Annotated in this window: 9 protein-coding genes; 8 read left to right on the top strand and 1 reads right to left on the bottom strand. The window is 54.8% G+C overall.

From position 1 onward, the window contains the following. Window positions 1-55: 55 nt before the first annotated feature. Window positions 56-1,435 carry an amino acid permease gene (locus ACMV5I_RS08310; RefSeq protein ID WP_065684543.1) on the bottom strand — a complete coding sequence of 460 codons (1,380 nt, stop codon included), beginning with the start codon at window positions 1,433-1,435 and terminating at the stop codon, window positions 56-58. A 606-nt stretch (window positions 1,436-2,041) separates the two neighbouring features. On the opposite strand from ACMV5I_RS08310, the gene pdhR reads away from it, so the two are divergent. From pdhR to ACMV5I_RS08270, 8 genes are all read left to right on the top strand, one after another. Beyond that, on the top strand, window positions 2,042-2,806 hold the full coding sequence (gene pdhR / locus ACMV5I_RS08305) for a pyruvate dehydrogenase complex transcriptional repressor PdhR (RefSeq protein WP_021179689.1): 765 nt from the start codon (window positions 2,042-2,044) through the stop codon (window positions 2,804-2,806). 165 nt (window positions 2,807-2,971) lie between these two features. Continuing rightward, entirely contained in the window at window positions 2,972-5,635 is a 2,664-nt protein-coding gene (aceE, locus tag ACMV5I_RS08300) for a pyruvate dehydrogenase (acetyl-transferring), homodimeric type (RefSeq protein ID WP_414824108.1), read from the top strand. A 13-nt stretch (window positions 5,636-5,648) separates the two neighbouring features. Further along, window positions 5,649-7,511: a pyruvate dehydrogenase complex dihydrolipoyllysine-residue acetyltransferase gene (gene aceF, locus ACMV5I_RS08295; protein WP_414824107.1), complete on the top strand. Its 1,863-nt coding sequence runs from the start codon at window positions 5,649-5,651 to the stop codon at window positions 7,509-7,511. A 357-nt stretch (window positions 7,512-7,868) separates the two neighbouring features. Further along, window positions 7,869-9,293 (top strand): dihydrolipoyl dehydrogenase, encoded by a 1,425-nt coding sequence (lpdA, locus tag ACMV5I_RS08290; protein ID WP_024484019.1) that lies wholly within the window; start codon window positions 7,869-7,871, stop codon window positions 9,291-9,293. Window positions 9,294-9,547: 254 nt separating this feature from the next. Continuing rightward, window positions 9,548-9,694: a hypothetical protein gene (locus tag ACMV5I_RS08285; RefSeq protein ID WP_158645260.1), complete on the top strand. Its 147-nt coding sequence runs from the start codon at window positions 9,548-9,550 to the stop codon at window positions 9,692-9,694. Between the two features lie 684 nt (window positions 9,695-10,378). Further along, a complete protein-coding gene (gene acnB / locus ACMV5I_RS08280) occupies window positions 10,379-12,976 on the top strand; it encodes a bifunctional aconitate hydratase 2/2-methylisocitrate dehydratase (RefSeq protein ID WP_414824105.1) in 2,598 nt (865 codons plus the stop codon). A 220-nt stretch (window positions 12,977-13,196) separates the two neighbouring features. Next, the gene (gene mdcA, locus ACMV5I_RS08275) at window positions 13,197-14,858 is read left to right on the top strand and encodes a malonate decarboxylase subunit alpha (RefSeq protein WP_261169831.1); all 1,662 of its coding nucleotides are present in this window, start codon (window positions 13,197-13,199) and stop codon (window positions 14,856-14,858) included. Then, window positions 14,858-15,712 (top strand): triphosphoribosyl-dephospho-CoA synthase, encoded by an 855-nt coding sequence (locus tag ACMV5I_RS08270; RefSeq protein ID WP_414824104.1) that lies wholly within the window; start codon window positions 14,858-14,860, stop codon window positions 15,710-15,712. The genes mdcA and ACMV5I_RS08270 overlap by 1 nt, the downstream gene beginning before the upstream one ends. Window positions 15,713-15,731: the final 19 nt, after the last annotated feature.

The following is a 15,731-nucleotide window of genomic DNA, read 5'->3' as shown; positions in this document are numbered from 1 at the left end:
TGGTGAAGAAAAACAATAGGCCCGCATGCGGGCCTATTGATCGTCAACAACGATATCAGTGGGTATTGGTCGCGCTTACAGCACGTTGGCCACGCTGCTTGATGAAGTAACCGATGCCGAGAATGGCGAGCCATACCGGGATCAGCAGTACGGAAATCTGGATCCCCGGCGTCAGATACATGATCACCAGAATGGCAGCCAAAAAGGCCAGGCACAGATAGTTGCTGAACGGATACCAGAAGGCTTTGAACTTCGGCTCGACGCCCTCATGGTTTTTCGCCTTGCGGAATTTCAGGTGTGCCAGGCTGATCATCGCCCAGTTGATCACCAGGGCAGACACCACCAGCGCCATCAGCAGCTCAAAGGCGCGGCCTGGGATCAGGTAGTTAATCAGCACGCACAGTGCGGTTGCCAACGCAGAGAAACCGATGGCAACTACCGGCACACCGCGGCTATCCACTTTCAGCAGGGCTTTCGGGCCATTGCCCTGTTTGGCCAAGCCGTACAGCATGCGGCTGTTGCAATAGACGCAGCTGTTGTAGACCGACAGCGCAGCCGTCAGCACCACGATATTGAGCACCGTTGCGACCATATTGCTGTTCAGCGCATGGAAGATCAGCACGAACGGGCTGCCGCCTTCGACCACTTTGCCCCACGGATAGAGTGACAGCAGAATAGTCAGCGAACCGATATAGAACAGCAGGATGCGGTAGATCACCTGGTTGGTGGCTTTCGGGATGCTTTTTTCCGGGTTATCGGCTTCGGCGGCGGTAATGCCCACCAGCTCCAATCCACCGAAGGAGAACATGATCACCGCCATCGCCATGAGCAACCCCATGGTGCCGTTCGGGAAGAACCCGCCCTGGGCCCACAGGTTGGTGACGCTGGCTTCCGGGCCACCGAGGCCGCTGAACAGCAGGTAGGCACCAAAGACGATCATGCCAATGATGGCGACGACTTTGATGATGGCGAACCAGAACTCCATTTCACCATAGACCTTCACACTCGACAGGTTGATGGCGTTGATGGCCAGGAAGAACACGGCAGCGGAGATCCAGGTGGGGATCTCCGGCCACCAGTACTGTACGTAAATGCCCACCGCGGTCAGTTCCGCCATGGCAACCAGCACGTACAGCACCCAATAGTTCCAGCCGGACGCGAAACCGGCGAAGTTCCCCCAGTATTTATAGGCGAAGTGGCTGAAAGAACCGGCCACTGGCTCCTCTACCACCATTTCACCCAGTTGACGCATGATCAGGAAGGCAATAAAACCGCCAATTGCATAACCAAGGATGACCGACGGACCGGCCATTTTTATTGTTTGAGCGATACCGAGGAACAGGCCGGTACCTATTGCGCCACCTAAGGCGATCAGCTGGATATGGCGGTTTTTCAGGCCGCGCTTCAGCTGGTCGCCATGCTGTTGACCATCCATCAATGAAACCCTCTGTGCTGACATAATGCTCATTACCGTAAAGTAATGATTACGATGTGTGTTGTTTTTTGTTTACGACGTTATAGCTATAAATTCCGCGGCGTCGCTACCGTTTGGCAGAGAATAATGGTATGTGCGAAAGTTTGCACCTGCTTTGTTGTTCGAATGATGAAGATTGCAGCAGTTTAGGCAACAAAATGCGGGTTGTGTGACGAGCGGGGGGATTGCGTGCACAAAATAAGCAATAACTCACAGAATTGGCAAAAATAATCGCCATTGTTGTTGTTTTTTTGTTAACAGGACAGGGCTCGGAAAGCGGTAGTAAAGCGAAAATAACCCTTAATCTCGTTGCCATATAACCCGGGCATTCTTCTAACCAGAGGTTTCACAAAAGTTAAATTCGGCGGCTACCTCGTAAATGGTATTACCAACGCTGAGTTGCCGGTTTGCAAAGGCTTATGGATTGAAGTGTTAAAATGTGCGGCATTCATGATTTCGATCAAGGCCCATATGGACAGGAGGTGAATACTTTGTTACTTTACCGTCACGTTTTTGAAATTGGTATTACCAATTGACTCCGGGCACTTCGCAGAGAAGAAATCACCCATGGCCTACAGCAAAATCCGCCAACCCAAGTTGTCAGATGTTATCGAGCAGCAGCTCGAATACCTGATCCTCGAGGGTACGCTACGTCCAGGCGAAAAGCTGCCTCCAGAGCGCGAGCTGGCGAAACAGTTTGATGTTTCCCGTCCTTCTCTGAGAGAGGCAATTCAGCGTCTGGAAGCTAAAGGGCTGCTCCTGCGTCGCCAGGGAGGCGGCACCTTTGTACAAACTAATCTGTGGCAGAGCTTCAGCGATCCGCTGGCTGAGCTGCTGGCCGATCATCCTGAATCACAATTCGATCTGCTCGAAACCCGTCATGCCCTCGAAGGTATCGCTGCCTATTATGCGGCGTTGCGTGGGACTGACGAAGATCTGGCGCGCATCCGCGACTGCCATCATGTGATCCAGCAAGCTCAGGACAGCGGCGATCTAGACGCCGAAGCCGACGCGGTCATGCAATACCAAATTGCCGTGACCGAGGCTGCCCACAACGTTGTGTTACTCCATCTGCTGCGCTGTATGGGCCCGATGCTGGAACAGAACGTTCGTCAGAACTTTGAATTGCTCTACTCGCGCCGTGAGATGTTGGCAACAGTGAGTAGCCATCGCGCCGGGATCTTTGAGGCGATTGTGGCACGCGAACCTGAAAAGGCCCGTGAAGCCTCGCACCGCCATTTGGCGTTTATCGAGGAAATTTTGCTGGATCTCAGCAGGGAACACACCCGGCGTGATCGATCGCTGCGGCGTCTCCAGCAACGCAAGGATTAAGAGTGGTTCTCTTCAAGGCACACCAGCTTGTAGAGATAAAGCTCGGAGTGCTTAGTTAAGTACTTAAGCGGCAACCAAACTGATGAGCCTGTCTTCGTGCGTTTTACGATAGAGCGCAGGAAGACAGGCTCCAAACAAACCATTAGACAGATAAGGAATACCACCATGTCAGAACGTTTAAACAATGACGTGGATCCGATCGAAACCCGCGACTGGCTGCAGGCGATCGAATCGGTCATCCGTGAAGAGGGTGTTGAACGCGCTCAGTTCCTGATTGATCAGGTGCTGGGAGAAGCCCGCAAGGGCGGTGTTAGCGTTGCAGCTGGTGCTGCGGCTAACAACTACGTCAACACCATCGCGGTAGAAGACGAACCGGCATACCCGGGCAACCTGGATCTGGAGCGTCGTATTCGTTCTGCTATCCGTTGGAACGCCGTGATGACCGTGTTGCGTGCTTCCAAGAAAGATCTGGATCTGGGCGGCCACATGGCTTCCTTCCAATCTTCCGCGACCTTCTATGAAGTCTGCTTTAACCACTTCTTCCGTGCTCGCAACGAAAAAGACGGCGGCGATCTGGTTTACTTCCAGGGCCACATCTCTCCGGGCGTTTATGCACGTGCCTTCCTTGAAGGCCGCCTGACCGAAGATCAAATGAACAACTTCCGTCAGGAAGTGCACGGTAAAGGCCTGTCCTCTTACCCGCATCCAAAACTGATGCCTGAATTCTGGCAGTTCCCGACCGTCTCCATGGGTCTGGGCCCAATCAGCGCCATCTATCAGGCCAAGTTCCTCAAGTATCTGGAACACCGTGGTCTGAAAGACACCTCTGGCCAGACCGTTTATGCCTTCCTGGGCGACGGCGAGATGGACGAACCAGAATCCAAAGGGGCGATCACCATCGCAACCCGTGAGAAACTGGACAACCTGGTATTCGTCATCAACTGCAACCTGCAGCGTCTGGACGGCCCGGTCACCGGTAACGGCAAGATCATCAACGAGCTGGAAGGCATCTTCGCAGGTGCTGGCTGGCAGGTGCTGAAAGTGATCTGGGGCGGTCGTTGGGATGAACTGCTGCGTAAAGACACCAGCGGTAAGCTGATCCAACTGATGAACGAAACCCTGGACGGCGACTACCAGACCTTCAAATCCAAAGACGGCGCTTATGTGCGTGAGCACTTCTTCGGCCGCTTCCCGGAAACCGCTGCGCTGGTCAAAGATATGACCGACGACGAAATCTGGGCGCTGAACCGTGGTGGTCACGATCCGAAGAAAGTCTTTGCTGCACTGAAAAAAGCGCAGGATACCCAAGGCAAACCAACCGTGATCCTGGCCCATACCATCAAAGGTTACGGCATGGGTGAAACTGCGGAAGGTAAAAACATCGCTCACCAGGTGAAGAAAATGAACATGGAAGGGGTTCACCACTTCCGCGATCGTTTCAACGTGCCAGTGGCCGATGCCGATATCGAAAAACTGCCATACATCACCTTCGAGAAAGACTCCGAAGAGTACAAGTATCTGCACGAGCGTCGTCAGGCGCTGGAAGGCTACGTGCCAACCCGCATGCCGAAATTCACCGAGAAGCTGGAAATGCCAGCTCTGGAAGATTTCAGCTCCTTGCTGGAAGAGCAGAACAAAGAAATTTCTACCACCATCGCCTTTGTGCGTGCCCTGAACGTGATGTTGAAGAACAAGTCGATCAAAGATCGCCTGGTGCCAATCATCGCCGATGAAGCGCGTACCTTCGGTATGGAAGGTCTGTTCCGTCAGATCGGTATCTACAGCCCGAACGGCCAGCAGTACACCCCGCAGGACCGTGAGCAGGTTGCATACTACAAAGAAGACGAGAAAGGCCAGATCCTGCAGGAAGGTATCAACGAACTGGGTGCTGCCTCTTCATGGCTGGCCGCAGCGACTTCCTACAGCACCAACGATCTGCCGATGATCCCGTTCTATATCTACTACTCCATGTTCGGTTTCCAACGTATCGGCGACCTGTGCTGGGCAGCAGGTGACCAACAGGCGCGTGGCTTCCTGATCGGCGGGACTTCAGGGCGTACTACCCTGAACGGCGAAGGTCTGCAGCACGAAGATGGCCACAGCCACATTCAGTCTCTGACCATCCCTAACTGCATCTCTTACGATCCGGCTTACGCGTATGAAGTGGCAGTGATCATGCATGATGGTCTGGTACGTATGTACGGTGACGCGCAAGAAAACGTCTACTACTACCTGACTACGCTGAACGAAAACTACCACATGCCAGCCATGCCGAAGGGCGCAGAAGAGGGTATCCGTAAAGGTATCTACAAGCTGGAAACTCTGGAAGGTAGCAAAGGTAAAGTACAGCTGTTGGGCTCCGGCTCAATCCTGCGCCATGTGCGTGAAGCTGCGCAGATCCTGGCGAAAGACTACGGCGTGGGTTCTGACACCTACAGCGTAACTTCCTTCACCGAACTGGCGCGTGATGGTCAGGACTGTGAGCGTTGGAACATGCTGCACCCAACCGAAACCCCACGTGTGCCTTACATCGCTCAGGTGATGAACGAGGCGCCAGCGGTAGCTTCTACCGACTATATGAAGCTGTTCGCAGAGCAGGTTCGTACTTTCGTACCAGCCAGCGATTATCGCGTACTGGGTACTGACGGCTTCGGTCGTTCAGACAGCCGCGAAAACCTGCGTCACCACTTCGAAGTTGATGCTTCCTACGTGGTGGTTGCTGCTCTGGGTGAACTGGCTAAACGCGGTGAAATTGAAGCTTCTGTGGTCGCTGATGCGATTAAGAAATTCGACATCAACCCAGAAAAAGTTAACCCGCGTCTGGCATAAGAGGTACTGAACAATGTCTATCGAAATCAAAGTGCCGGACATCGGTGCAGATGAAGTTGAAATCACCGAGATCCTGGTGAAGGTTGGCGATAAGGTTGAAGTTGAACAATCGCTGATCACCGTGGAAGGCGACAAAGCCTCCATGGAAGTGCCTTCGCCGCAGGCTGGCGTGGTGAAAGAGATCAAAGTGGCCGTCGGTGATAAAACCGAGACTGGCAAACTGCTGATGATCTTTGAAGCAGAAGGTGCGGCCGCTGCCGCACCAGCCGCCAAGGCAGAAGAAAAACCGGCCGCGGCTCCAGCTGCTGCCGCAGCCAAAGATGTTGAAGTGCCAGACATCGGGGCTGATGAAGTTGAAGTCACCGAGATCCTGGTGAAAGTTGGCGATACCGTGACTGCCGAGCAGTCTCTGATCACCGTAGAAGGCGACAAGGCCTCTATGGAAGTGCCTGCGCCATTCGCCGGTACCGTGAAAGAGATCAAAATCAACACCGGTGACAAAGTGAAAACCGGTTCCCTGATTATGGTCTTCGAAGTGGCTGGCGCAGCTTCTGCTGCTGCGGCTACCCAGGCGGCTCCGGCTGCTGCCCCTGCGGCAAGCGCGGCGAAAAACGTCGAAGTGCCAGACATTGGCGGCGACGAAGTAGAAGTGACCGAAGTGATGGTGAAAGTGGGCGATAAAGTTGCCGCTGAGCAGTCACTGATCACCGTTGAAGGTGACAAGGCTTCTATGGAAGTTCCGGCTCCGTTCGCGGGCACCGTGAAAGAAATTAAAATCGCTACCGGCGACAAAGTGAAAACCGGTTCTCTGATCATGGTGTTCGAGGTTGAAGGCGCTGCACCAGCACCTGCCGCTGCTCCGGCCCAGAAAGCAGAAGCTGCTCCGGCTCCGGCCAAGCAGGAAGCCAAAGCGGCTGCACCTGCCGCTGGTAAAGGCGAGTTCGCTGAAAACGACGCCTACGTTCACGCTACCCCAGTCATCCGCCGCTTGGCGCGTGAGTTCGGTGTTAACCTGGCGAAAGTGAAGGGCACTGGTCGTAAAGGCCGTATCCTGCGCGAAGACGTTCAGGCTTACGTGAAAGACGCGGTCAAACGCGCCGAAGCCGCTCCTGCCGCTACCGGTGGTGGCCTGCCAGGCATGCTGCCGTGGCCGAAAGTGGACTTCAGCAAGTTTGGTGAGATCGAAGAAGTTGAACTGGGCCGCATCCAGAAAATCTCTGGTGCCAACCTGAGCCGCAACTGGGTGATGATCCCGCACGTGACTCACTTCGACAAGACCGATATCACCGATCTGGAAGCGTTCCGTAAGCAGCAGAACGACGAAGCTGCCAAGCGTAAGCTGGACGTGAAGTTCACCCCGGTGGTGTTCATCATGAAAGCCGTTGCCGCTGCCCTGGAGCAGATGCCACGCTTCAACAGCTCACTGTCCGAAGATGGCCAGAAGCTGACGCTGAAGAAATACATCAACATCGGCGTGGCGGTAGATACGCCAAATGGCCTGGTGGTTCCGGTATTCAAGGATGTGAACAAGAAGAGCATCACTGAGCTGTCCCGTGAACTGATGGCGATCTCCAAAAAAGCGCGTGACGGTAAGTTGACCGCAGGCGAAATGCAGGGCGGTTGCTTCACCATCTCCAGCCTGGGCGGTATCGGGACTACTCACTTCGCGCCGATTGTTAACGCGCCGGAAGTGGCTATCCTGGGTGTCTCCAAGTCTGCGATGGAGCCGGTTTGGAACGGTAAAGAGTTCACTCCGCGTCTGATGATGCCAATGTCGCTCTCCTTCGACCACCGAGTGATTGACGGTGCTGATGGTGCGCGCTTTATCACCATCATCAACAACATGCTGGCCGACATTCGCCGTCTGGTGATGTAATGAAAAAAGGGCGCAGCATGCTGCGCCCTTAGTAATTCAGTAGCAGTTTTGTCGGGTTTTGCATGACTCGACAGAATTGTTGGGACACGGGTCACTCGAACACGCTTTGCAGATTATTAACAATTCTGTAAACTGCTCGCGGTGTATGCGTCCCGGTGGATGAAGGGCGTTATGAGATTGATTAATAATATGCCCAATGGATTTCAAGCTGCAGTTAGGCGGTAAGTTCGTGAGTCCCCAGGAGCCTACTTGAGTAAGTGACTGGGGTGAACGAATGAAACCAACAACGCTGCAGCTTGAAAGACGAAGGGGATAAAATGACGTCTGACCCGCCGGACAACTAATTAAGAGGTCATGATGAGTACTGAAATTAAAACTCAGGTCGTGGTACTTGGGGCGGGCCCTGCAGGCTACTCTGCTGCTTTTCGTTGCGCTGACTTAGGTCTGGAAACCATTCTGGTTGAGCGTTACTCCACTCTGGGCGGTGTTTGCCTGAACGTGGGCTGTATTCCTTCCAAAGCACTGTTGCACGTTGCCAAAGTGATCGAAGAAGCCAAAGCGCTGGCCGAGCACGGCATCGTTTTCGGCGAGCCGAAAACCGACATCGACAAAGTGCGCGTCTGGAAAGAGAAAGTCATCAATCAGCTGACCGGTGGTCTGGCTGGCATGGCTAAAGGCCGCAAAGTGAAAGTGGTCAACGGCCTGGGTAAATTCACCGGCGCCAACACGCTAGTGGTTGAAGGTGAGAATGGTGCTACTACCATCAACTTCGACAATGCCATCATCGCCGCAGGCTCCCGTCCGATCCAACTGCCATTTATTCCTCATGAAGACCCACGCGTGTGGGATTCCACCGATGCACTGGCGCTGAAAACCGTTCCAGAGCGCATGCTGGTTATGGGCGGCGGTATCATCGGCCTGGAAATGGGCACCGTATACCATGCACTGGGTTCACAGATCGACGTGGTTGAAATGTTCGACCAGGTGATCCCGGCTGCAGATAAAGACGTGGTGAAAGTCTTTACCAAGCGTATCAGCAAGCAGTTCAACCTGATGCTGGAAACCAAAGTGACCGCGGTAGAAGCCAAAGAAGACGGCATCTACGTCACGATGGAAGGTAAAAAAGCCCCTGCAGAACCACAGCGCTACGACGCGGTGCTGGTAGCGATCGGCCGTGTGCCGAACGGTAAACTGCTGGACGCTGGCCAAGCCGGTGTAGAGGTTGACGAACGTGGCTTTATCCACGTCGACAAACAGCTGCGTACCAACGTGCCGCACATCTTCGCGATTGGTGACATCGTCGGTCAACCGATGCTGGCGCACAAAGGCGTGCATGAAGGCCACGTAGCTGCTGAAGTTATCGCCGGTATGAAGCACTACTTCGACCCGAAAGTGATCCCATCGATCGCTTACACCGAGCCAGAAGTGGCATGGGTAGGGATGACCGAGAAAGAAGCCAAAGAGAAAGGCATCAGCTACGAAACTTCCACCTTCCCGTGGGCAGCTTCAGGCCGTGCTATCGCTTCTGACTGTGCAGACGGTATGACCAAACTGATCTTCGACAAAGAAACGCACCGTATCATCGGTGGCGCGATTGTCGGTACCAACGGCGGCGAGCTGTTGGGTGAAATCGGTCTGGCAATCGAGATGGGTTGTGACGCAGAAGATATCGCGTTGACTATCCACGCTCACCCAACCCTGCACGAATCCGTAGGCTTGGCAGCAGAGATCTACGAAGGCAGCATCACCGATCTGCCAAACCCGAAAGCCAAGAAGAAGTAATTTCTGCGGTAGATAAGGTTGATAAGCGGCTCCTGTAAAGGGGCCGTTTTTATTTGGCGAGTTGTAGACATTCCCGCTCCGGACTTAAAACGTAGGGGCGCTGCATGCTGCGCCGCCTGGATAAAAGGCCGCTCAAAGAGCGGCCAGTAGCTTACTTGCTCTGGAATACGACGTTGAAGATCAGTTGGTTGCCGGAAACTGACCAGCCACCTTTACTGACTCCAAACACCGATCCCAGTACAATGAGCAGGATAATGAGTGATCTCCCTTTCATTGCGCGTTCCCTGTGGAACCACGACCACCGCGACTTCACCGGGAAAGCCCCGGTGGAACAAGCACTTGGTAATGCTTGTATCGCAGTAGTTGCAGCACTGTTCTCAAGCCCGATGACCGGCTGCTAAACCGGCAGAACAGACCCAAAATCAGAGTACATAAAACAGCGTTTTTTTGCATCAAATCGGTTGATTTTTTAACCATATTTACGCACAATGCTGGAACTTGGTAGTGCTTGTATCGTTCTTTAACGATGTAAAAAATTCGTTCGGTGCCTGCTAACACCGCGCGGATACAAAAGAACCGTCTTTATGGCGGTTTTTTTGTGCCCAACGCCCGCCAATTTCTCCCAACCCTATAGATAACCATTGTAAAAGTATGGACGTTATGTTGTGCTCATTGGGCTGAGATTGCTGTTGTGCCGTAACGAACCCGAGCCCGTCCCGCCTCCTTTGCAGCCGATTACGCTGCGGTCAACGATTCAGCAAAGATTTAATGTTGCTTTTATGTGAACGAATTAACAACCGATTCAAATCCTGATATGCTGGCTGGGCGGAACCGGGCACTGTACCTTACTTACAGTCCAGGATATCGACAGCAGTGCCCGACAAGTATCACCGTACGCTCTACCCGTCGTCTTTCGAGCCGTAGCGTTGTTGACTGCACTCGCTCACCCCAGTCACTTACTGTAGTAAGCTCCTGGGGATGAACGAGCTGGTCGCCTAGCTACAACTCGAAATCCATAGGGTATAAAAACGGTTGAATATAAAACGCCAGGCACAATAAATGACAATGAGAGCGAGGAGAAAGTCGTGCTAGAAGAATACCGTAAGCACGTGGCCGAGCGTGCTGCAGAGGGCATCGTCCCTAAGCCATTAGATGCGACACAAATGGCAGCGCTGGTTGAATCATTAAAAAATCCGCCAAAAGGCGAAGAAGAATTTCTGTTAGACCTGCTGATTAACCGTGTACCACCGGGCGTCGACGAAGCCGCCTATGTCAAAGCAGGTTTTCTGGCAGCCGTTGCCAAAGGCGAAGCCACTTCCCCCCTGGTTACCCCCGAAAAAGCCATTGAACTGCTAGGCACCATGCAGGGCGGTTACAACATTCATCCGCTGATCGATGCGTTGGATAACGAAAAGCTGGCACCGATTGCTGCCAAGGCGCTTTCCCATACGCTGCTGATGTTTGATAACTTCTACGACGTAGAAGAGAAAGCCAAAGCCGGTAACCCACACGCCAAGCAGATCATGCAGTCCTGGGCCGATGCCGAATGGTATCTGTCTCGCTCACCGTTGGCGGAAAAGATCACCGTGACCGTGTTCAAAGTGACTGGCGAAACCAACACCGACGATCTGTCACCCGCTCCGGATGCCTGGTCACGTCCAGATATTCCATTGCATGCGTTGGCAATGCTCAAGAGCGAACGTGAAGGTATTTTCCCGGATCAGCCGGGTAGCGTTGGCCCGATCAAGCAGATTGAAGAGCTGAACAAGAAAGGTTTCCCGCTGGCCTACGTCGGTGACGTGGTCGGTACCGGTTCTTCTCGTAAATCAGCCACCAACTCGGTGCTGTGGTTTATGGGTGATGACATCCCCTACGTGCCGAACAAGCGTGGCGGCGGTGTGGTGCTGGGTGGCAAGATTGCGCCAATCTTCTTTAACACTATGGAAGATGCCGGTGCGTTGCCGATCGAAGTGGACGTCTCCAACCTGAACATGGGCGACGTGATCGACATCTTCCCGTATAAGGGCGAAGTGCGTAACCATGAAAGCGGTGAACTGGTTGCCAGCTTCGAGCTGAAAACTGATGTGCTGCTGGATGAAGTGCGTGCCGGTGGCCGTATCCCACTGATTATCGGCCGTGGCTTGACCACCAAGGCGCGTGAAGCGCTGGGCCTGCCGCACAGCGAGGTGTTCCGCATTGCCAAGCCGGTAGCGGCTAGCAGCAAGGGCTTCTCGCTGGCGCAGAAAATGGTTGGCCGCGCCTGTGGCGTTGCTGGTGTTCGCCCTGGCGAATACTGCGAACCTAAGATGACCTCGGTTGGTTCACAGGATACCACCGGCCCGATGACCCGTGACGAGCTGAAAGATCTGGCTTGCCTGGGCTTCTCTGCCGATCTGGTGATGCAGTCGTTCTGTCACACTGCCGCGTACCCGAAACCGGTAGACGTCACGACTCACCATACGCTGCCAGACTTCATCATGAACCGTGGCGGCGTTTCGCTGCGCCCGGGTGATGGCGTGATCCACTCCTGGCTGAACCGCATGCTACTGCCGGATACCGTCGGTACCGGTGGCGACTCCCACACCCGCTTCCCGATCGGCATTTCCTTCCCGGCCGGTTCTGGTCTGGTGGCCTTTGCTGCCGCGACCGGTGTGATGCCGCTGGATATGCCTGAGTCGGTGCTGGTGCGCTTCAAAGGCAAAATGCAGCCTGGTATCACCTTGCGTGATCTGGTGCATGCTATCCCTTACTACGCGATCCAGCAGGGCCTGTTGACCGTAGAGAAGAAGGGCAAGAAGAACATCTTCTCTGGCCGCATTCTGGAGATCGAAGGTCTGCCGGAACTGAAGGTTGAGCAGGCGTTTGAGCTGACCGATGCCTCGGCAGAACGTTCCGCTGCCGGTTGTACCATCAAGCTGGATAAGGCACCGATCGCCGAATATCTGAGCTCTAACATCGTGCTGCTGAAGTGGATGATCTCCGAAGGTTATGGCGATCGCCGTACTCTGGAGCGCCGTATTCAGGGGATGGAAAAATGGCTGGCGGATCCGCAGTTGCTGGAAGGCGATGCGGATGCTGAATATGCCGCAGTGATCGAAATCGATCTGGCCGATATCAAGCAGCCAATCCTGTGTGCGCCGAACGATCCGGACGACGCGCGCCTGCTGTCCGACGTGGCCAACAGCAAGATCGACGAAGTGTTTATCGGTTCCTGCATGACCAACATCGGCCACTTCCGTGCGGCTGGTAAACTGTTGGATCAGCATAAAGGCCAACTGCCAACTCGCCTGTGGGTGGCTCCGCCAACCAAGATGGACGCAGCGCAACTGACTGAAGAAGGCTACTACAGCGTCTTTGGCAAGAGCGGGGCGCGTATCGAGATCCCTGGCTGTTCACTGTGTATGGGTAACCAGGCACGCGTAGCGGACGGTGCGACCGTGGTTTCCACCTCGACCCGTAACTTCCCGAACCGTCTGGGTACTGGTGCCAACGTTTATCTGGCTTCCGCAGAGCTGGCTGCAGTGGCATCACTGCTGGGCCGTTTGCCAACGCCTGATGAGTATCAGACCTATATGGCACAGGTCGACAAGACGGCGGCGGATACCTATCGCTACCTGAACTTCGACCAGTTGACCCAGTACATGGAAAAAGCCGACGGTGTGATCTTCCAAACCGCGGTGTAATTCGGTACTGAGTCAGTATCATCACGGGGAGCCTTTGGGTTCCCCGTTTTTTTGTGATCGCCCTCGGCTTTTATTGATGTTAACTGGTTGATTAGTCTTGATTTGATGAAATCATTACTCTCAGGCTAACAAACCATCCCCCTGCTTGATTGATGGCGCTCTCCTAGACTCTTACTCTAACCGTACTGAACAGAACCAAGTAAACCCAGGAGGTTGAGGTATGTCGCTTCATCAAAGCCCCACGCGCGTTTGGGATACCCGGCGGCAGGAAAAAAAACGCCGTATCGCGAGTGTGCAAGGGCAGTCGCAGGGCAAAGTGATCCCCACCGCCGATCTGACCAGCGTGCTGGAAAAACTGCTGGTTTCTGGCGATCGGGTGGTGCTGGAAGGTAATAACCAGAAACAGGCCGATTTTCTCTCCCGTATGCTCGCCGAGGTCAACCCCGCCAAGGTCCACGATCTGCATATGATCATGCCAAGCGTTGGCCGCGCCGAGCATCTGGATATTTTTGAAAAGGGCATCGCCCGCAAGCTCGATTTTGCCTTCTCTGGTACCCAAAGCCTGCGTATCTCCCAACTGCTGGAAGATGGGCAGCTCGAAATTGGTGCCATCCATACCTATATCGAACTCTATTCCCGCCTGTATGTGGATCTGGTGCCGAACGTGGCGCTAGTGGCCGGATTCAAGGCCGATCGTCATGGCAATCTGTACACCGGGCCAAGCACCGAAGATACCCCGGCACTGGTGGAGGCTACCGCGTTTAAAGACGGCATCGTCATCGCTCAGGTCAACGAACTGGTTGATGATGAAACGGACCTGCCAAGAGTTGATATCCCCGGTTCCTGGATCGATTTTGTGGTGGTGGCAGACAAGCCGTTCTTTATTGAACCGCTGTTTACCCGCGATCCGCGTCTGATCAAACCCGTGCATGTGTTGATGGGGATGATGGCGATCAAAGGCATCTACGCCAAACATCAGGTGCAATCGCTGAACCACGGTATCGGTTTTAACACCGCCGCCATCGAGCTGCTGTTACCTACCTACGGTGAGCAGCTGGGCCTGAAAGGTAAAATCTGTAAACACTGGACTCTGAACCCACATCCAACCCTAATCCCGGCGATCGAAAGCGGTTGGGTTGAGACCGTGCACTGCTTTGGCGGTGAGCTGGGGATGGAGAATTACATTGCCGCTCGCCCGGATATTTTCTTTACCGGTAGTGACGGCTCCATGCGTTCCAACCGCGCGTTTTGCCAGATGGCCGGTCAGTACGCCGTAGATATGTTTATCGGCTCCACCTTACAGATCGACGGTATGGCTCACTCTTCTACCGTGACCCGTGGCCGCCTCTCCGGTTTTGGCGGCGCACCGAACATGGGGCACGATCCACACGGTCGTCGCCACGCTACGCCTGCCTGGTTGGATATGATCGAAGAGCCGGATCCGTTGGCTCGTGGCCGCAAGCTGGTGGTGCAGATGGTGGAAACCTTCCAGGCAGGAGCCAAACCGACCTTCGTAGAAAAACTTGATGCCGTCGATGTGGCGCAAGAATCTGGTATGCCGTTGGCGCCAGTGATGATTTACGGCGATGACGTGACCCACGTGCTGACCGAAGAGGGCATCGCTTATCTGTATCGTGCACGCTCGTTGGAAGAGCGCCGCGCTATGGTGGCTGCGGTGGCCGGTATCACCGATATCGGGCTGGGTGTGGACGCCAAACGCGTGGCCGAACTGCGCCGCGAAGGCAAAGTGGTGTTCCCGGAAGATCTCGATATTCGCCGTACCGATGCTTCGCGTTCTTTGCTGGCCGCGGGCAGCGTAGCGGATCTGGTCGAGTGGTCCGGCGGCTTGTATGACCCGCCAGCTAAATTCCGGAGCTGGTAATGAAACTTTCCTCCTGTTTAATTGCTTCTGATGCAGATTTAGCTGCCGCACGGTTGGCGGAGTTTGCCACACAAGCGCTAGTGGATGAGGCGCGTCTCAGCCCGAAACCGGGGCTGGTGGATGCCCGGGGTTCCGGTGCGCATCAGGATCTGACGTTGGCGTTGATGGAGCGTTCGGCCCACAGCTTGACGCCGGTCTTCCATCGGCTGGCGATTGCTGGTTGGCAGCGTCCGGCAGATAGTGCGTTACGCCAGGAAGTTGGCCGGATTGGCCGGGAAGGTGAACAGCGGATGATGGCAGCCACTGCCGGTGTTAATACACATCGCGGGGCGATCTGGGCGATGGGCCTGCTGGTGACGGCGGTAGCCATGCAGGGGGGGAACGCAACACCATCCAGCAGTTGCGCATTAGCCGCCCAGTTGGCGCAGTTGCCGGATCACGCCAGCCCGAAGGTATTCAGCAAAGGCTTGCGAGCCACTCAACGTTACCAGGTACCCGGCGCGCGGGAGGAGGCCCAGCAAGGTTTTCCGCACGTCATGCAACGGGCGTTGCCGCAGCTGTGGCATAGCAGGAGCCAGGGGGCCAGTGAGTCAGCCGCGCAGATTGATGCGCTGATGGCCATCATGACCACCCTGAGCGATACCTGCGTGCTGTCGCGTGGTGGGTTAACGGCGCTGAATGCGATGCAGCAGGGGGCAGCCGAGGTACTGCATGCCGGAGGATATCAACATTCGGCAGGACAGGCGGCGTTGGCCAAACTGGAACAACGGCTATTGGCGAGCAACGCTTCACCCGGCGGCGCGGCCGATTTACTGGCTGCGGCTCTGTTCCTCGATCGGGCTACGGCCCGCTGAATAATCAATCCAGAGGATG

This window comes from Serratia sp. T13T92, from assembly GCF_047530105.1.
In the GTDB taxonomy this organism is placed as follows: Bacteria; Pseudomonadota; Gammaproteobacteria; order Enterobacterales; family Enterobacteriaceae; genus Chania; species Chania fonticola.
This window is presented reverse-complemented; position numbering and strand designations above follow the sequence as displayed.

Excerpts from the sequence above, each read along its gene's own strand:
- pdhR (WP_021179689.1), top strand. The coding sequence starts at position 2,042 with ATGGCCTACAGCAAAATCCGCCAACCCAAGTTGTCAGATGTTATCGAG.
- ACMV5I_RS08310 (WP_065684543.1), bottom strand. The coding sequence starts at position 1,435 with ATGGATGGTCAACAGCATGGCGACCAGCTGAAGCGCGGCCTGAAAAAC.
- aceE (WP_414824108.1), top strand. The coding sequence starts at position 2,972 with ATGTCAGAACGTTTAAACAATGACGTGGATCCGATCGAAACCCGCGAC.
- lpdA (WP_024484019.1), top strand. The coding sequence starts at position 7,869 with ATGAGTACTGAAATTAAAACTCAGGTCGTGGTACTTGGGGCGGGCCCT.
- ACMV5I_RS08285 (WP_158645260.1), top strand. The coding sequence starts at position 9,548 with ATGAGTGATCTCCCTTTCATTGCGCGTTCCCTGTGGAACCACGACCAC.
- aceF (WP_414824107.1), top strand. The coding sequence starts at position 5,649 with ATGTCTATCGAAATCAAAGTGCCGGACATCGGTGCAGATGAAGTTGAA.
- mdcA (WP_261169831.1), top strand. The coding sequence starts at position 13,197 with ATGTCGCTTCATCAAAGCCCCACGCGCGTTTGGGATACCCGGCGGCAG.
- ACMV5I_RS08270 (WP_414824104.1), top strand. The coding sequence starts at position 14,858 with ATGAAACTTTCCTCCTGTTTAATTGCTTCTGATGCAGATTTAGCTGCC.